Source organism: Pseudomonas sp. EMN2 (assembly GCF_009650555.1).
Lineage (GTDB): Bacteria > Pseudomonadota > Gammaproteobacteria > Pseudomonadales > Pseudomonadaceae > Aquipseudomonas > Aquipseudomonas sichuanensis.
This window is the reverse complement of sequence record NZ_VZZR01000034.1, coordinates 109,980-125,904: the sequence shown is the minus strand read 5'-3', so window position 1 is coordinate 125,904 and position 15,925 is coordinate 109,980. Positions and strand designations below refer to the sequence as shown.

Below are 15,925 nucleotides of genomic sequence, written 5' to 3'. Positions count from 1 at the left end.
CCGAATAATGTCCAAGAAAATCTTTGTTACCGACACGATCCTGCGCGACGCCCATCAGTCCCTGCTGGCCACCCGCATGCGCACCGAAGACATGCTGCCGATCTGCGACAAGCTCGACAAAGTCGGCTACTGGTCGCTGGAAGTCTGGGGCGGCGCCACCTTCGACGCCTGCGTGCGCTTCTTGAAGGAAGACCCGTGGGAGCGCCTGCGCAAGCTGCGCAGCGCACTGCCCAACACCCGCCTGCAGATGCTCCTGCGCGGCCAGAACCTGCTGGGCTACCGCCATTACAGCGACGACGTGGTCAAAGCCTTCGTCGCCAAGGCTGCGGTCAACGGTATCGACGTATTCCGCATCTTCGACGCCATGAACGACGTGCGTAACCTGCGTGTGGCCATCGAGGCGGTCAAGGCCGCCGGCAAGCACGCCCAGGGCACCATCGCCTATACCACCAGCCCCGTGCACACCATCGATGCCTTCGTGAAGCAGGCCCAGCAGATGGAAGCCATGGGTTGCGACTCGGTGGCAATCAAGGACATGGCCGGCCTGCTGACCCCGTTCGCCACTGGCGAGCTGGTCAAGGCACTCAAGGCCGAACAGTCGCTGCCGGTGTTCATCCACTCCCACGACACCGCCGGCCTGGCCGCGATGTGCCAGCTCAAGGCCGTTGAGAACGGCGTCGACCACATCGACACCGCCATTTCCAGCTTCGCCTGGGGCACCAGCCACCCGGGCACCGAGTCGATGGTCGCGGCGCTCAAGGGCAGCGAGTTCGATACCGGCCTGGACCTGGAGCTGCTGCAGGAAATCGGCCTGTATTTCTATGCCGTGCGCAAGAAGTACCACCAGTTCGAGAGCGAGTTCACCGCCGTGGATACCCGCGTGCAGGTCAACCAGGTACCGGGCGGGATGATTTCCAACCTGGCCAACCAGCTCAAGGAGCAAGGCGCGCTCAACCGCATGGGCGAAGTGCTGGCAGAGATCCCACGGGTGCGCGAAGACCTCGGCTTCCCGCCGCTGGTCACCCCGACCTCGCAGATCGTCGGCACCCAGGCGTTCTTCAACGTGCTGGCCGGGGAGCGCTACAAGACCATCACCAACGAAGTGAAGCTGTACCTGCAAGGCGGCTACGGCAAGGCCCCGGGTGTGGTCAACGAGCAGCTGCGCCGCCAAGCCATCGGCAGCGAAGAAGTGATCGACGTGCGCCCGGCCGACCTGCTCAAGCCGGAAATGGCCAAGCTGCGCAGTGACATCGGCGCCCTGGCGCGCAGTGAAGAAGACGTGCTGACCTTCGCCATGTTCCCGGACATCGGGCGCAAGTTCCTCGAAGAGCGCGAAGCCGGCACCCTTACCCCCGAAGCCCTGCTGCCGATTCCGGAAGCCGGCGCGGTGGGTTCGGTGAGCGGTGAAGGCGTGCCGACCGAGTTCGTCATCGACGTGCACGGCGAAACCTACCGCGTCGACATCACCGGTGTGGGCGTCAAGGCCGAAGGCAAGCGTCACTTCTACCTGTCCATCGACGGCATGCCGGAAGAAGTGGTGTTCGAGCCACTCAACGAGTTCGTTGGCGGTGGCAGCAGCAAGCGCAAGCAGGCCAGCGCACCGGGCCACGTCAGCACCACCATGCCGGGCAACATCGTCGATGTGCTGGTCAAGGAAGGTGACGTGGTCAAGGCCGGTCAAGCGGTGCTGATCACCGAAGCCATGAAGATGGAGACCGAAGTGCAGGCGGCGATCGCCGGCAAGGTCGTGGCCATCCATGTGGCCAAGGGCGACCGGGTTACCCCGGGCGAGATCCTGATCGAGATCGAAGGCTGAGATAAGCCTTCATCTACAAGCGGTTAACCTCTGGGGAGCGAATGCTCCCCTTTTTTTGCGCTAAATTCGCTGGCCCCTTCGCGGGTGAACCCGCTCCCACAGATAGCGCGCCAGCCTCAGGCCCTGCACTGTACTGTGGGAGCGGGTTTACCCGCGAAGAGGCCGGCTGCCCCAGTCAACTTTTCAGCCTTTGCGACATGCCTCGAGGGTTTCTACCTGGCCCTGCGGCTGTTGGTTTTCCTCACTCAACCAACGCTCGAACCCCGCCGCCACGGCCGGCCACTCGGCATCGGTAATCGAGTACCAGGCTGTATCCCGGTTGCGATCCTTCACCACCATGTGATTGCGGAACACCCCTTCGAAGACGAAGCCGAACCGCTCTGCCGCACGCTTGGAGCGAGCATTGGCGTTGTTGCACTTCCACTCGAGCCGGCGGTTGCCCAGCGCGAAGCCCAGCTGGCTCAGCAGGTAGACCGCCTCGGTGCCCTTGGGCGTGCGCTGCATGGCCGCGCCGAAGGCGATATGGCCGATCTCGAAGCGGCCCTGTTCCGGCACGATCGACATGTAGCTGAGGATGCCCTGCACCTGGCCGCTGGCACGGTCGATCACGCTGTAGAACAGCGGGTCGCGGCTGGCGGCGTTACCGTCGAGCCAACGGTCGAAGCTGGCGCGTTCGCCGAACGGGCCATAAGGCAGGTAGTCCCACAGCACCGGGTCCGAGCCTGGCCCTTGCAGCACCTCCCAGAGGTCATCGCCATGGCGCGCCGGGTCGAGCTTCTCCAGGCGGATGAAACGGCCTTCGAGGGGGGCGGCATTGGGCGTACCGGCGGGTTTCCAGTTCAATGCGTCGGTCATGGGCGGCCTACAGTACTTTGCGAAATTGGATGAAGCCGGGGCGCTCGGCAACCTGCTCGTACAGGCTGATGGCGGTGGCGTTGGTTTCGTGGGTCAGCCAGTGCACCTTGGCGCAGCCGTCGGCCTTGGCCGTGGCGTAGACATGCTCGATCAGCTGTCGGCCGATGCCCAGGCCCCGCACTGCGCTGTCCACGTAGAGGTCCTGCAGGTAGCAGGAAGGCTCGATGCTCCAGTTGGAACGATGGTAGATGAAGTTGACCATCCCCACTGCCTTGCCATCGACCCAGGCCAGCGCCGAATGGGTCGGCTCGTACCCGTCCAGCAGGCGTTGCCAGGTGCTGGCGCTGACCGCCTCGGGCAGTTCGGTTTCATAGAAGCGCAGGTAGGCCTGCCACAGGGGCAGCCAGGCGGCGTGGTCGTTCGCGCCCACCGGGCGCAGGGTAATGCTGGTCATGGGCCTTTTCCTTCAGAGGTCGCGCATGTGCGCGGCGAGTTGGTTATCCACAGGGTCGGCACTGGCGGCCAGGCCTTCGCGTACCCCGGCGATGTCTTGTGCCGAACGGTTCTGGCTGAGTTTGCGTGCACCCTGCAAACGCGTGATGGGCAGGCGGATGCCAACGATGGCGCGCAGCATGCCGTCGAGGTAGTCCGCAGGGGCATCGGCCACGCGCCACGGCGCTGCGCGGCTTTGCTCGTGGCGGTCGGTCAGGCGGCTGACGATGTCGAGCAAGGCGGCGGGCTCGTGGATCACCGCCGCCGGGCCCCAGGCATGCACCGCCGTGTAGTTCCAGGTGGGCACCACCTTGGGGTTGTCGGCCTTGCTCGGGTAGAACCCGGGGCTCACATAGGCGTCGGCGCCGGGGAATACCAGCAAGGCTTCAGCGCCTTGCGCCAGGTCCTGCCATTGAGGGTTGGCCCGGGCGAGGTGGCCATAGACCGTACCGAACTCGCCCTCGTCGGTGGCGACCAGCACCGGCAAATGGGTGGCCAGCAGCCCCTGTTCGCCATGGCTGACCAGTGTGGCCAGGCGGGTTTGCAGCATGTGCTGGTGCAGGCGGCCGAGGTCGTGTTCCTGGTGCGGTTTGCTGTTGTACATGCCGGGGATCCTTGTGCAGTGGCTTCATCCTAGGCAGGCTATTGGTTCTGTGTAAGAGCCATTCATGACTGTTTTAATAGGTCCAATGCCATGAGCGAGCGTACCCACGCGTTGCCTTTCGATCCGGCCGGCATCGTCCTCGACCGCCGCCGCCGCGGGCTCAGCCAACAGCTGTATCAGGCACTGCGCGCCCGCGTGCTGGATGGGCGCCTGGAAGGTGGCACAAGGCTACCGGCTACCCGCGACCTAGCGGCGATGCTGGCGCTGTCGCGCAACAGCGTGGTGCGCGCCTACGACCAGCTGTATGCCGAAGGCTTCATCGAAAGCCGGGTAGGCGATGGCACCTACGTGAGCCGGCTGGGAAAACTATCCACACAACTGTCCACAGGGTTATCCCGGGGTTTATCAACAGGTTTATCCACATTTCAGGCATCTGACACTGAGGATTTATCCAGTTTCATCGCGTGTAGCGAGCCATTGCAGCGTCTGAAAAATCATCATTTGCCGCCACCCAGAAGCGGCTCGCCGAAGGCTTTCAGGGTCGGCCTGCCCGCCTTCGATCTGTTTCCTTTCGAGGTTTGGGCCAAGCTGCAAGCGGGTTTCTGGCGAAATCCCGACCCGGCGCTGCTCGGTTATGGCGACCCGGCGGGAGAGGTGCAGTTGCGTGAGCTGATCGCCACGTATCTGCGTCGCTCGCGGGGGCTTTCCTGCACGGCTGAACAAATTGTGATCACCAGTGGCGCGCAGCAGGCGATCAGCCTTTGTGCACAGCTGCTGTTACAGCCCGGTGACGGCGTGGCTGTGGAAAACCCAGGCTATCGCGCCGCCGGGCACGCCTTCGCCCTGGCGGGGGCAAGGGTCAGCGGCGTGCCGGTGGATGAAGAGGGCATGGACTGTGCGCGCCTGGCCGAGCTGCCGGACTGTCGGCTGGCCTATGTGACCCCGGCCCACCAGTACCCGACCGGCGTCACCATGAGCCTGGCCCGGCGCCTGTCGTTACTGGCCTGGGCCGAGCGCCAGGGCGGGTGGATCGTCGAGGACGACTACGACGGCGAGTATCGCTACAGCGGCGCGCCCCTGGCGCCGCTGGCTGCGCTGGATCGGCAGGGCCGGGTGTTGTACGTCGGCACTTTCGGCAAGATCGCTTTCCCGGCGCTGCGAATGGGCTACCTGGTGCTGCCCAAACCTCTGGTGCAGGTGTTCAGCCAGGCCAAGGCGCTGGCGGTGCGCCATTCGGAAGTGGGTAGCCAGTGCGTCATGGCGCAGTTCATGGCCCAGGGGCATTTCCAGCGGCATATCCGTCGCATGCGCCGGGCGGCGCTGGCGCGCAGGAATGTGTTGAAGGCTGGCTGGCCGGTGGATGTGCCGGGGCTGGGGGCAATGCCGGAAGTGGCGGCGGGGCTGCATGTGAAAGTGGCTGTGGATAACTTTGCACGCGAGCAGGAACTGGTGGCGCGGGCCGAGGCGGTGGGGGTGGAGCTCAATCCGTTGAGTAGTTACTGGCTGGATGACAGCGAGGTGCCTGTGGATAAGCGGGCGGGGCTGGTGCTGGGGTTTGCGGCGGTGCCTGAAGCGCAGATTGCGGATGCATTGATGCGGCTGCGCAAGGCCTGGAAGTAGCTATCGCGGGGCAAGCCCGCTCCCACGAGCCGTACACAGGCTGCGTGGGAGCGGGCTTGCCCCGCGATGGTTCAGGTGCCGGATTTGATCTTGGTCCAGGCCCGCGTCCGCGCCCGCTCGGCATCCCGCGGCAGCGGCTTGAGGGTATACAACTTGGCCATCGCTTCGGCCGTGGGGTACAGGTTGGGGTTGTTGCGGATCGCCGGGCTGACCTTGTCGGTCGCATCCTTGTTCGGGTTCGGGTAGCCGACGAAATCACTGATCGGTGCAATGACCTCAGGCCGCAGCAGGTAGTTGATGAAGGTGTGGGCATCTTCCGGGTTGGCCGCGTTCTTCGGGATCGCCAGCATGTCGAACCAGATCGGCGCGCCTTCCTTGGGCAGGCGCATGTCCACCACCACGCCGTTCTTGGCTTCGCGCGCACGGTTGGCCGCCTGGGAGAAGCTGCCGGAATAGCCCACCGCCACGCAGATGTCGCCATTGGCGATGTCGGCCATGTACTTGGAGGAGTGGAAATAGGTCACGTGCGGGCGGATCTTCATCAGCAGGTCCTGAGCCCTCTGATAGTCCGCCGGCTTGCCGCTGTTGGGGTCCAGGCCCAGGTACGACAGCGCCAGCGGCAAAATCTCCGACGGCGAGTCGAGCAGCGCCACGCCGCACTGTTTGAGCTTGGCGATGTTCTCTTCCTTGAAGATCAGGTCCCAGCTGTCCACCGGCGCGTTATCACCGAGTACTGCCTTGACCTTGGCCGGGTTGAAGCCGATCAGCACGGTGCCGTACATGTAGGGCACGGCGAATTTGTTGCCCGGGTCGTTGGCTTCGATCAGTTTCATCAGCGCCGGGTCCAGGTGCTGCCAGTTGGGCAGCTTGCTGCGGTCCAGGGGTTGGAACACCCCGGCCTCGATCTGCTTGGCAAGGAACACGTTGGACGGCACCACCACGTCATAGCCGGAGTTGCCGGTCAGCAGCTTGGCTTCCAGCGCCTCGTTGGTGTCGAAGATGTCGTAGATCAGCTTGACCCCGCTGTCCTTCTGGAAGTCGACGAGGGTTTGCGGGGTGATGTAGTCGAACCAGTTGTACACCCGCAGGGTGCCCGGTGCGGCGTTGGCCTGCAGGGCGCCGGTGAACAGGCTGGCTGCGATGAGTGGGGCGAGCAGACGCTTGAGTCGGACCATGTTCAGGCTCCTGGCTGGGCGCGCTGGAAGCCTTCCAGCACATTGACCGCGTTGATGCCGATTTCCTCCACAGCGTAGCCACCTTCCATCACGAACAGGGTCGGCTTGCCGAGTTGGGCGATGCGTTTGCCCATTTCCAGGTAGTCCGGGCTGTCCAGCTTGAACTGCGAGATCGGGTCGTCCTTGAAGGTGTCCACGCCCAGGGAGATCACCAGCACGTCGGCGTCGTACTCGGCGATGCGCTGGCAGGCCGCTTCCAGCGCAGTGTTCCAGGCCGCCCAGTCGCTGCCGGCGGGCAGTGGGTAGTTGATGTTGCAGCCTTCGCCCGCACCCTCGCCGATCTCGTCGGCATAGCCGAGGAAGAACGGGAATTCGTCCTGCGGGTCGCCGTGGATCGAGGCGAAGAACACATCGTTGCGCTGGTAGAAGATGTCCTGGGTGCCGTTGCCGTGGTGGTAGTCGACATCGAGGATGGCCACTTTGCGCCGGCCCTGGTCGAGGAAAGCCTGGGCGGCGATGGCGGCGTTGTTCAGGTAGCAATATCCGCCCATCACTTCGGCGGCGGCGTGGTGCCCTGGTGGGCGGCACAGGGCGAAGGCCGAGTGGGCGCCTTGCTGGATTGCCGCCTGGGCGGTGAGCGCGACTTGCGCGGCGCTGTAGGCGGCCTGCCAGGTACCGGCGGTGATTGGCGCGCCGGCGTCGAAACTGTAGTAACCGAGCTCGCCATGCAGGCCGGTAGGTTTGACCTGGCGCAGGGTGCGTGCCGGCCAGGTGAAGGGCAACAGGTCGCCGTCGTGACCAAGCGCGGCCCAGCGTGCCCAGGCGCCTTCGAAGAAGTTCAGGTAGTCGGCGCTGTGGATGCGCTGCAGCGGGGCGCGGCCGAAGTCGGTCGGGCCTTGGACGTCGCCAAGGTTGCGCTTTTTCACCTGTTCCAGCACATGGTCGGCGCGCGAGGGCATCTCGAAGCAGGGCATCAGCTTGCCGTCGATCAGCTCGCAGCGGCCGTGGTGCAGGCGGTGGTCATCGGAATAGATCGTCAGCATTTGTTGTTCTCCGGGTAATCACTGGCGTGGGCCCATTCTGGTGGGCGGCCGGCAGACCGGGGGACGTTGCAAACGGCCAAAAGGGGATCAATGTGGCCAAGTCATCCTGGCAGACCCTATCGCGGGGCAAGCCCGCTCCCACAGGTGTCACGTGGGAGCGGGCTTGCCCCGCGATAGGGCCGGTTCAGGTCAACCGCGAAAATGGCTCGGCGCCACGCCGCTCCAACGCTGGAAGGCATGCCTGAAACTCGCCGTCTCACTGAACCCCAGCGTTTCGGCAATCCGGTAGATCGGCATCTGGTCCTCGGCCAGCAATTGCTTGGCCCGCTCGAAGCGCAGCTCGTCGAGCAGCTGTTGATAACTGCTGCCCAGCGCCTGCAAGTGCCGGCGCAAGGTGCGCGACGAACAGTTCATCTGCCGTGCCAGGCCCTCCAGCCCAGGCGCCGCATCCAGCTGCTGGAGCAGCAGCTGGCGAATCCGCCCCAGCCAGGCCTGGCGCCCGGTGAACTCCAGGTTCAAACGCCGACAGCGTTCACTCATCGCCTTGTGGGTGATCGGGTCGGCCAGCGGCAGCGGCATGTCCAGCCAGCGGCGTTCGAAGGCGAAAGCGTTGTCGCCCGCATCGAAGCCCTGCGGGCAGGCGAATGCACCGGCGTAGAGCGCGTGGTAATCGGGGCGGGGGTGTTCGAAGCGTGCCGCCAGCAAGGGCAGCGGGCGGCCGAGCAGGTCGTCGCAGATCACTTTCAGCGACACCAGGCAGAACTCGGCATTGAAGGCGGCCAGCCCTGGCGCGTCGTAGTGGTCGCTGGCGCACAGCCACACACGCTGGCCATCATCCACCAGGCGCAACTGGAAAACTGTTCCCAGCAGTGCCGGAAAGCTCAGCGCCAGCCGCAGGGCGTCACCCAAAGTGGCACTGGAGAGCAGCGCGTAACCGAGCATGCCGTAGCACGACACATGCATGCGCCGGCCCAGCTCCAGGCCGATGTCCTCGCGCCGGGCCAGGGCGTTGGCGCATACCTGCAGCTCTTGCTGGGTGGTGATGCGGGCGTCCGGGTGCTCAAGGTCTGCCAGGCCAATGCCGCTGCCGGCGAGCAGCTGCTGCGGGTCCACGTCTTGTTCCTGGAACACCTGGAGGATCAGCGAAACGGCATTGAGGGTGGTGAGGTGGCTGTGCAGCATGCTCGGTGTCCCGTGGGGCTGAGGGGCATTATGGAGCAAGTTGTGTGCCGGGGTGTGTTGCCCCTGTGGGAGCGGGTTTACCCGCGAACACCGGCGCAGCCGGTGCCAGGCACCGCGTTGTCTGCTTCGCGGCTAAAGCCGCTCCCACAGGTGGGGTGACACGCGCATAAAAAAAGGGCCCGATGCGTGCGCTCGGGCCCTTGAAAGGTTGAGAGGTGTCTAGTCCCTCGACCTGGTGAGACTGTTTGCTACGGTCGGGTTACGCCTTCAGCGGAACCAGACGTGGAGCGATCATGTTTTCCGGACGCAGGATGTCGTTGAGCATCTCTTCGTCCAGCAGCTTCTCTTCGCGCACCAGTTCCAGCACGCCGCGGCCGCTTTCCAGGGCAACGCGGGCGATACGGGTGGCGTTTTCGTAGCCGATGTACGGGTTCAGGGCGGTGACCAGGCCGATCGAGTGCTCGACCAGTTCACGGCAGCGCTGTTCGTTGGCGGTGATGCCGACGATGCAGTGCTCGCGCAGCATGTCCATGGCGCGTTGCAGCAGGCGGATCGAGTCGAAGATCTTGTAGGCGATCAGCGGCTCCATCACGTTCAGCTGCAGCTGGCCACCTTCGGCAGCGACGGTCAGGGCCAGGTCGTTGCCCATGATGGCGAAGGCGACTTGGTTGACGGCTTCCGGGATAACCGGGTTGACCTTGCCTGGCATGATCGAGCTGCCTGGCTGACGCGCCGGCAGGTTGATCTCGTTGATGCCGGTGCGTGGGCCGCTGGACAGCAGGCGCAGGTCGTTGCAGATCTTCGACAGCTTGACCGCGGTGCGCTTGAGCATGCCGGAGAACAGCACGAAGGCGCCCATGTCGGAGGTGGCTTCGATCAGGTCGGCAGCCGGCACCAGCGGCTGGCCGCTGATGGTTGCCAGGCGCTGTACGGCCAGGGCCTGGTAGCCAGGGTCGGCGTTGATGCCGGTACCGATGGCGGTGCCGCCCAGGTTGATTTCGGTCAGCAGTTCCGGAGCCAGCGAGCGCAGGCGCTGCAGGTCTTCGGTCATGGTGGTGGCGAAGGCGCGGAATTCCTGGCCCAGGGTCATAGGTACGGCGTCCTGCAGCTGGGTGCGGCCCATCTTCAGTACGTGGTCGAATTCTTTACCTTTGGCAGCGAACGCCTGGATCAGGCTGTCGAGGCTGGCCAGCAGGGCGTCGTGGCCCAGCAGCAGACCCAGACGGATCGCGGTCGGGTAGGCGTCGTTGGTCGACTGCGCCATGTTCACATCGTTGTTCGGGTGCAGGTACTGGTACTCACCCTTCTGATGGCCCATGGCCTCCAGCGCGATGTTGGCGATGACTTCGTTGGCGTTCATGTTGGTGGAAGTACCAGCACCGCCTTGAATCATGTCCACCACGAACTGCTCGTGGTAGTCGCCCTTGATCAGTCGTGCGCAGGCTGCGCTGATCGCGGCGTGCTTGGCATCGCTCAGGTGCCCCAGCTCACGGTTGGCGTCAGCAGCTGCCTGCTTGACCATCGCCAGGCCGACTACCAGTTTCGGGTAGTGCGACAGCGGAACACCGGAGAGGTGGAAGTTGTTGGCAGCGCGCAGAGTCTGGATGCCGTAGTAGGCATCGGCAGGGACTTCAAGGGTACCAAGCAGATCTTTTTCGACGCGGAACGATGCAGCGGAGGACATGATGGATATCATCTCGATTTTGACCCGGCACCTGCCGGAATGCCGCCAATGCTAGGGCTGGGCAGATTTGTCGGCCAATGCTGTTGCACGCTAACCTATGCACAAACGGCATACGGTTTGATGTGACGCCGATTGACAATCGAGCGTGTTCCATTTTGGTGCACGCGTTGCGGAGTAGTCGATGAACCTCGAAAGCAAATGGCTGGAGGACTTCAGTGCCCTGGCCTCAACCCGCAGTTTCTCGCAAGCGGCCGAGCGCCGCTTCGTCACCCAGCCAGCCTTCAGCCGGCGTATCCGCAGCCTGGAAGCGGCCTTGGGGCTGACTTTGGTGAATCGTTCCCGCACCCCCATCGAACTGACCGAGGCCGGGCAGCTGTTTCTCGTCACCGCGCGTACTGTTGTCGACCAGTTGAGCGAAGTTCTTCGTCATTTGCATCACCTTGAAGGCGGGCAGGGCGAGGTGATCCAGGTGGCGGCGGCGCACTCGCTGGCTTCGGGGTTTTTCCCGCGTTGGGTCGCCCAGTTGCGCAACGACGGCTTGAACATTGCCACCCGCCTGGTGGCCACCAACGTGGGTGATGCGGTGCATGCATTGCGCGAGGGTGGCTGCGACCTGATGCTGGCGTTCTACGACCCGGATGCCGCGCTGCAGATGGACGCCGAAATCTTCCCTTCCTTGCACATGGGCAACACCGAAATGCTCCCGGTGTGTGCGGTCGGCCCCGATGGCAAGCCGTTGTTCGACCTGGAAGGCGAGGGCAGCGTGCCGTTGCTGGCCTACAGCGCCGGCGCCTTCCTCGGCCGTTCGGTCAACCTGCTGCTGCGCCAGCGCAACCTGCGCTATACCACGGTGTATGAAACGGCCATGGCCGACAGCCTCAAGAGCATGGCACTGGAAGGCATGGGCATCGCCTGGGTGCCGAAGTTGTCCATGCGCGGCGAGCTGGAGCGTGGCGAGTTGGTGGTCTGCGGCGCCAGCCAGTGGCATGTACCGCTGGAAATCCGCCTGTATCGCTGTGCCCTGGTGCGCAAGGCCAACGTGCGCTTGCTGTGGCGCAAGCTGGAAGGCGGTTCAGTTGACCCAAAAGTCAGCCAAGGCCCCGAAAAATAAGGGCGACAGTTGGTCGCCGGGGGTGCCGTGATGGGCCTGCGTTACGGTATACTGCGCGGCCTTTCGACCGGATAGCTCCGGTCCAGATCAGCAAACAAGCCACGCCGGTCGTCCCGCGTGGCTTGTTGTTTTTTGACGCGCCTGCGGGCGCACAAGCGAAGAGGCTCGACGATGAGTGCACTGGTTGGCGTGATCATGGGCTCCAAGTCCGATTGGTCCACCCTTAGCCACACCGCCGATATGCTGGAAAAACTCGGCATTCCCTACGAAGTGAAGGTGGTTTCCGCCCACCGCACCCCGGATCTGCTGTTCCAGTATGCCGATGAGGCCGAAGGCCGTGGCATCGAGGTGATCATCGCCGGTGCCGGTGGCGCCGCCCACCTGCCGGGCATGTGCGCCGCCAAGACGCATCTGCCGGTGCTGGGCGTACCGGTGCAGTCGTCGATGCTCTCGGGCGTCGATTCGCTGCTGTCGATCGTGCAGATGCCGGCCGGTATCCCGGTGGCCACCCTGGCCATCGGCAAGGCCGGCGCGATCAACGCCGCCCTGCTGTCGGCGAGCATCCTCGGTGCCAAGCACCCGCAGTTCCACGCGGCGCTCAAGCAGTTCCGCACCGAGCAGACCGACACCGTGCTGGACAATCCAGACCCGCGCCAGGCTTGAGGCTGACGATATGAAGATCGGTGTAATCGGTGGCGGCCAGCTGGGCCGCATGCTGGCCCTGGCGGGCACCCCGCTGGGCATGAACTTCGCCTTCCTCGACCCGGCCCCGGACGCCTGCGCCGCGCCCCTGGGCGAGCACCTGCGCGCCGACTACGGCGACCAGGACCACCTGCGCCAGCTGGCCGACGAAGTCGACCTGGTGACCTTCGAGTTCGAAAGTGTGCCGGCGGAAACCGTCGCCTTCCTGTCGCAGTTCGTGCCGGTGTACCCAAGCGCCGAAGCCCTGCGCATCGCCCGCGACCGCCTGTTCGAGAAGAGCATGTTCCGTGACCTGGGGATCCCCACCCCAGCCTTCGCCGACATCCTCTCGCAAGCCGACCTCGACGCCGCCGTGGCCAGCATCGGCCTGCCGGCCGTGCTCAAGACCCGCACCCTGGGTTATGACGGCAAGGGCCAGAAAGTCCTGCGTAAACCGGAAGACGTAATCGACACCTTCGCCGAACTGGGCAGCGTGCCGTGCCTGCTGGAAGGCTTCGTGCCGTTCACCGGCGAAGTGTCGCTGGTGGCCGTGCGCGCTCGCGATGGCGAAACCTGCTTCTACCCGCTGGTGCACAACACCCACGAGAGCGGCATCCTCAAGCTGTCGGTGGCAAGCGACGCGCACCCGCTGCAGGCCCTGGCCGAAGACTACGTTGGCCGCGTGCTGCAGAAGCTGGACTATGTCGGCGTGATGGCTTTCGAGTTCTTCGAGGTCGACGGTGGCCTGAAAGCCAACGAAATCGCCCCGCGCGTGCACAACTCCGGGCACTGGACCATCGAAGGCTCGGAGTGCAGCCAGTTCGAGAACCACCTGCGCGCCGTTGCCGGCCTGCCGCTGGGTTCGACCGCCAAGGTCGGCGAAAGCGCCATGCTCAACTTCATCGGCGAAGTGCCGGCGGTAGACAAAGTCATCGCCATCGACGATTGCCACCTGCACCACTACGGCAAGGCCTTCAAGGTCGGGCGCAAGGTTGGCCACGCTACCCTGCGTTGCGCCGACATGGCCACGCTGAAGGCCAAGATCGCCGAAGTAGAGGCTTTGATCGCCGGCTGAGCGAACTTCTTACGGCAACCGCCCCTCTGAAATGGCGACAAGCCAAAGCGCTGTCTAGGCTTTGGCTTGTTCCACTTCACCACAGAGGGATTGCCATGGGCATCATTGGAACCATCTTCATCGGCCTGATCGTCGGCCTGCTGGCGCGCTTCCTGAAACCCGGGGACGACAGCATGGGCTGGATCATGACCATCCTCCTCGGCATCGCCGGCTCCCTGGCCGCCACCTATGGCGGGCAGGCCCTGGGCATCTACCAGGCCGGGCAGGCGGCGGGCTTCTTCGGGGCCCTGGTCGGCGCGATCATCCTTCTGGTGATCTACGGCTTCATCAAGAAGAACTGAACACAGGCTAGAATGCTCGGCAATTCAAACCTGAGTTGCCGAGCATTTCCATGCGTGCGTTTTTCCTCATCCCCCTGCTGCTTGTCAGCGCCCTGGCCCATGCCGAGCTGCCCGAAACCGACTGGCTGGAGCTGATGCCCAAGTCGGACCAGAAGGCCCTCGAGCAGATGCCCGAGATCGACCACAATTCCCCCGAAGCCCAGGGTGTGTTCACTGCCAAAGGTGGCCTGAAGCAGAGCAAGGGCCTGCCGGCGGTTATGTACTCGACCAAGACCGTCGCCGCCATGAACGGCAAACAGATCCGCCTGGGTGGCTACCCGGTGCCGCTGGAGAGCGATGCCAAGGGCAACAGCACCTTGTTCTTCCTGGTGCCGTACCCCGGCGCCTGTATCCACGTGCCGCCACCGCCGCCGAACCAGCTGGTGCTGGTGCGCTATCCGAAAGGGTTGAAGATCGACGATATCTACACACCGCTGTGGGTGACCGGCCAATTGAAGGTGGAGAAGGTCAGCAATGACCTGGCCGATGCGGCCTATGCGCTGGATGCTGGGAAGGTGAGGGTGGTGGAGGATGCCGATCTTTGATCGGCCGTGAAACCCATCGCGGGGCAAGCCCGCTCCCACGCTGTCATTAGCGGTCGGCGTGGGAGCGGGCTTGCCCCGCGATTGCGTTATCAGATCATTTCGCTGCCGATCACCAGCCCCAGCGAATGACTCGCCCCAGGCTTGAGCGTCACCACGTCATCCCACACATTCGCCGTCTCGATGCACAGCATGCGCTGCCAGCCATCGTCGGCCATGTCTGCCAGCTCCTGGGCGCGGTCGGTCCAGGGGTTCCAGATCACCGCGCTGCGTGAGCCGCTGGCCTGCAGGCTGATGCGTCGGTTCCAGTGCGGGTCGACGATGCTCAAGCGTTGGGGGGCGTTCAGGTAGATGCGGTCGGTCTCGCCCGCGAAGCCCAGGTTGCCCTGCTGCTGGCGCTGCTCCCAGTCGGCCAGGGTTTCGATATAGCCCAGGCCATCGACGCCTTCCACCTGCACCTGGCGTACATCGCTCACGGCGAAGTAACTGTGCAGGGCCTGGCTGAGGGTGACGTTGGTATTGCCGAGGTTGTAGCTGGTGAGGGTCAGTTGCAACTGATCGCCCAGCTCCACCTGCAGCTTGAGTTCGACCTCATGGGGCCAGCCTGGCAATTCGCCCTGGGCTTCGGGCAGGGTGAATTCGATAAGCAGGCTGTTGCCTGACTCTTCCATGCCGAGCAACTGCCAGTCGCGGCCACGAGCCAGGCCGTGGGCCGGTGCTTGTTCACCCTGGAACATGTTCTGCACCGACTGCGGGTTGCGCTGCAGATTGCCGAACCAGGGCCAGCACACCGGTACCCCGGCACGCACGGACTTGCCCTTACGGAAGATGGCCTGGTCGCTCAGCCACAGCAGGGGCGGCTCGCCGATGCGCTGGTAGCTGAGGACCTGCGCGCCCTGCTGGGCGATCAGAAGTTCGGCGCGGTCGCTGGTGATGCGCCAGCAGTTGAGTTCGCCGTGTAGCTCGGTGTCGACCTTGAAAGTAGCCATTGCGCTCGTCTCATTGAATGCCTGTCGGGCCGTTGGACCCGTTAGCCTGCAATGAGTTTACCGCTCGCCTGGCTCAGCGACGAGGCACCGAGCGGGTGCGGCCGCTGCCGTCGATGGCGACGAACACGAACACCGCTTCGGTCACCTTGCGCCATTCACTGGACAACGGATCGTCGCTCCACACTTCGACCATCATCTGGATCGAGCTGCGACCGATTTCCAGGGTCTGGGTATAAAAGGAGAGCTGCGCACCCACGGCCACCGGGACCAGGAAGGCCATGCGGTCGATGGCCACCGTGGCCACGCGGCCACCGGCAACGCGGCTGGCCATGGCGGTACCGGCCAGGTCCATCTGTGCGACCAGCCAGCCGCCGAAGATGTCGCCGAAACCGTTGGTTTCGCGCGGCAGCGCGGTGATCTGCAAGGCCAGATCGCCCTGCGGGATAGGATCTTCTTGTTCGAGCTCAATCATGCCGTGGGGCCTCTGACCCGTGACGCTTCATGGGTGGCGCAGTGACGGACGCCGTTAAAACGATTCAGCTGCTCGCATACTACGCTGATTTCGCTTCAGGGGCGGCCTTGGGGAAACTCTGCGAAACAGTCTGACAATAGAGACCGACGTTTTCGCACAATATCCCTCAACAGAATCAACCTTTTCCTACGAGCGGGCAGTATA

16 protein-coding genes are annotated in these 15,925 nt (G+C 64.1%); 7 read left to right on the top strand and 9 right to left on the bottom strand.

Annotated features, from left to right (window positions below):
* Positions 1 to 7 precede the first annotated feature (7 nt).
* A complete protein-coding gene (gene oadA, locus F6X61_RS11745) occupies positions 8 to 1,816 on the top strand; it encodes a sodium-extruding oxaloacetate decarboxylase subunit alpha (protein ID WP_153786774.1) in 1,809 nt (602 codons plus the stop codon).
* Between the two features lie 183 nt (positions 1,817 to 1,999).
* On the opposite strand, the gene F6X61_RS11740 is transcribed toward oadA, so the two are convergent.
* The 3 genes from F6X61_RS11740 to F6X61_RS11730 are packed head-to-tail and all read right to left on the bottom strand — an operon-like array spanning position 2,000 to position 3,767.
* Positions 2,000 to 2,671, bottom strand: a complete 672-nt coding sequence (locus tag F6X61_RS11740; RefSeq protein WP_153786773.1) for a GNAT family N-acetyltransferase — start codon at positions 2,669 to 2,671, stop codon at positions 2,000 to 2,002.
* Between the two features lie 7 nt (positions 2,672 to 2,678).
* Entirely contained in the window at positions 2,679 to 3,125 is a 447-nt protein-coding gene (locus tag F6X61_RS11735; protein WP_153786772.1) for a GNAT family N-acetyltransferase, read from the bottom strand.
* Positions 3,126 to 3,137: 12 nt separating this feature from the next.
* Positions 3,138 to 3,767: an FMN-binding negative transcriptional regulator gene (locus tag F6X61_RS11730; protein WP_153786771.1), complete on the bottom strand. Its 630-nt coding sequence runs from the start codon at positions 3,765 to 3,767 to the stop codon at positions 3,138 to 3,140.
* A 90-nt stretch (positions 3,768 to 3,857) separates the two neighbouring features.
* Between F6X61_RS11730 and F6X61_RS11725 the strand changes: the two genes are divergently transcribed.
* Positions 3,858 to 5,387 (top strand): PLP-dependent aminotransferase family protein, encoded by a 1,530-nt coding sequence (locus tag F6X61_RS11725; RefSeq protein ID WP_153786770.1) that lies wholly within the window; start codon positions 3,858 to 3,860, stop codon positions 5,385 to 5,387.
* A 71-nt stretch (positions 5,388 to 5,458) separates the two neighbouring features.
* Here F6X61_RS11725 and F6X61_RS11720 read toward each other — a convergent pair whose 3' ends face one another.
* The 4 genes from F6X61_RS11720 to aspA form a co-directional block, all read right to left on the bottom strand.
* Positions 5,459 to 6,562 carry a polyamine ABC transporter substrate-binding protein gene (locus F6X61_RS11720; protein WP_153786769.1) on the bottom strand — a complete coding sequence of 368 codons (1,104 nt, stop codon included), beginning with the start codon at positions 6,560 to 6,562 and terminating at the stop codon, positions 5,459 to 5,461.
* 2 nt (positions 6,563 to 6,564) lie between these two features.
* Entirely contained in the window at positions 6,565 to 7,605 is a 1,041-nt protein-coding gene (locus tag F6X61_RS11715) for a histone deacetylase family protein (RefSeq protein ID WP_153786768.1), read from the bottom strand.
* Between the two features lie 189 nt (positions 7,606 to 7,794).
* Positions 7,795 to 8,787 carry an AraC family transcriptional regulator gene (locus F6X61_RS11710; RefSeq protein WP_153786767.1) on the bottom strand — a complete coding sequence of 331 codons (993 nt, stop codon included), beginning with the start codon at positions 8,785 to 8,787 and terminating at the stop codon, positions 7,795 to 7,797.
* Between the two features lie 259 nt (positions 8,788 to 9,046).
* A complete protein-coding gene (aspA, locus tag F6X61_RS11705; protein ID WP_110995093.1) occupies positions 9,047 to 10,471 on the bottom strand; it encodes an aspartate ammonia-lyase in 1,425 nt (474 codons plus the stop codon).
* Between the two features lie 181 nt (positions 10,472 to 10,652).
* On the opposite strand from aspA, the gene F6X61_RS11700 reads away from it, so the two are divergent.
* The 5 genes from F6X61_RS11700 (at position 10,653) to F6X61_RS11680 (ending at position 14,263) form a co-directional block, all read left to right on the top strand.
* Positions 10,653 to 11,582: a LysR substrate-binding domain-containing protein gene (locus F6X61_RS11700; protein ID WP_153786766.1), complete on the top strand. Its 930-nt coding sequence runs from the start codon at positions 10,653 to 10,655 to the stop codon at positions 11,580 to 11,582.
* 171 nt (positions 11,583 to 11,753) lie between these two features.
* Positions 11,754 to 12,245 carry a 5-(carboxyamino)imidazole ribonucleotide mutase gene (gene purE, locus F6X61_RS11695; protein WP_110995095.1) on the top strand — a complete coding sequence of 164 codons (492 nt, stop codon included), beginning with the start codon at positions 11,754 to 11,756 and terminating at the stop codon, positions 12,243 to 12,245.
* Between the two features lie 10 nt (positions 12,246 to 12,255).
* Positions 12,256 to 13,338 carry a 5-(carboxyamino)imidazole ribonucleotide synthase gene (locus F6X61_RS11690; protein WP_153786765.1) on the top strand — a complete coding sequence of 361 codons (1,083 nt, stop codon included), beginning with the start codon at positions 12,256 to 12,258 and terminating at the stop codon, positions 13,336 to 13,338.
* A 95-nt stretch (positions 13,339 to 13,433) separates the two neighbouring features.
* Positions 13,434 to 13,679 carry a GlsB/YeaQ/YmgE family stress response membrane protein gene (locus tag F6X61_RS11685; protein ID WP_050707557.1) on the top strand — a complete coding sequence of 82 codons (246 nt, stop codon included), beginning with the start codon at positions 13,434 to 13,436 and terminating at the stop codon, positions 13,677 to 13,679.
* Between the two features lie 50 nt (positions 13,680 to 13,729).
* Positions 13,730 to 14,263 (top strand): DUF3299 domain-containing protein, encoded by a 534-nt coding sequence (locus tag F6X61_RS11680; protein WP_178125806.1) that lies wholly within the window; start codon positions 13,730 to 13,732, stop codon positions 14,261 to 14,263.
* Between the two features lie 89 nt (positions 14,264 to 14,352).
* Here the strand turns inward: F6X61_RS11680 and F6X61_RS11675 are convergent, their stop codons facing one another.
* The gene (locus tag F6X61_RS11675) at positions 14,353 to 15,249 is read right to left on the bottom strand and encodes a D-hexose-6-phosphate mutarotase (protein WP_153786763.1); all 897 of its coding nucleotides are present in this window, start codon (positions 15,247 to 15,249) and stop codon (positions 14,353 to 14,355) included.
* A gap of 73 nt (positions 15,250 to 15,322) precedes the next feature.
* Positions 15,323 to 15,721: an acyl-CoA thioesterase gene (locus F6X61_RS11670; RefSeq protein WP_003253317.1), complete on the bottom strand. Its 399-nt coding sequence runs from the start codon at positions 15,719 to 15,721 to the stop codon at positions 15,323 to 15,325.
* Positions 15,722 to 15,925 lie beyond the last annotated feature (204 nt).

Bases quoted from the DNA above. Each gene is read 5' to 3' on its own strand.
- F6X61_RS11715 (WP_153786768.1), bottom strand. From the start codon at position 7,605: ATGCTGACGATCTATTCCGATGACCACCGCCTGCACCACGGCCGCTGC.
- F6X61_RS11675 (WP_153786763.1), bottom strand. From the start codon at position 15,249: ATGGCTACTTTCAAGGTCGACACCGAGCTACACGGCGAACTCAACTGC.
- F6X61_RS11680 (WP_178125806.1), top strand. From the start codon at position 13,730: ATGCGTGCGTTTTTCCTCATCCCCCTGCTGCTTGTCAGCGCCCTGGCC.
- F6X61_RS11740 (WP_153786773.1), bottom strand. From the start codon at position 2,671: ATGACCGACGCATTGAACTGGAAACCCGCCGGTACGCCCAATGCCGCC.
- purE (WP_110995095.1), top strand. From the start codon at position 11,754: ATGAGTGCACTGGTTGGCGTGATCATGGGCTCCAAGTCCGATTGGTCC.
- F6X61_RS11670 (WP_003253317.1), bottom strand. From the start codon at position 15,721: ATGATTGAGCTCGAACAAGAAGATCCTATCCCGCAGGGCGATCTGGCC.
- F6X61_RS11720 (WP_153786769.1), bottom strand. From the start codon at position 6,562: ATGGTCCGACTCAAGCGTCTGCTCGCCCCACTCATCGCAGCCAGCCTG.
- F6X61_RS11700 (WP_153786766.1), top strand. From the start codon at position 10,653: ATGAACCTCGAAAGCAAATGGCTGGAGGACTTCAGTGCCCTGGCCTCA.
- F6X61_RS11710 (WP_153786767.1), bottom strand. From the start codon at position 8,787: ATGCTGCACAGCCACCTCACCACCCTCAATGCCGTTTCGCTGATCCTC.
- oadA (WP_153786774.1), top strand. From the start codon at position 8: ATGTCCAAGAAAATCTTTGTTACCGACACGATCCTGCGCGACGCCCAT.
- F6X61_RS11735 (WP_153786772.1), bottom strand. From the start codon at position 3,125: ATGACCAGCATTACCCTGCGCCCGGTGGGCGCGAACGACCACGCCGCC.
- F6X61_RS11730 (WP_153786771.1), bottom strand. From the start codon at position 3,767: ATGTACAACAGCAAACCGCACCAGGAACACGACCTCGGCCGCCTGCAC.
- F6X61_RS11685 (WP_050707557.1), top strand. From the start codon at position 13,434: ATGGGCATCATTGGAACCATCTTCATCGGCCTGATCGTCGGCCTGCTG.
- aspA (WP_110995093.1), bottom strand. From the start codon at position 10,471: ATGTCCTCCGCTGCATCGTTCCGCGTCGAAAAAGATCTGCTTGGTACC.
- F6X61_RS11725 (WP_153786770.1), top strand. From the start codon at position 3,858: ATGAGCGAGCGTACCCACGCGTTGCCTTTCGATCCGGCCGGCATCGTC.
- F6X61_RS11690 (WP_153786765.1), top strand. From the start codon at position 12,256: ATGAAGATCGGTGTAATCGGTGGCGGCCAGCTGGGCCGCATGCTGGCC.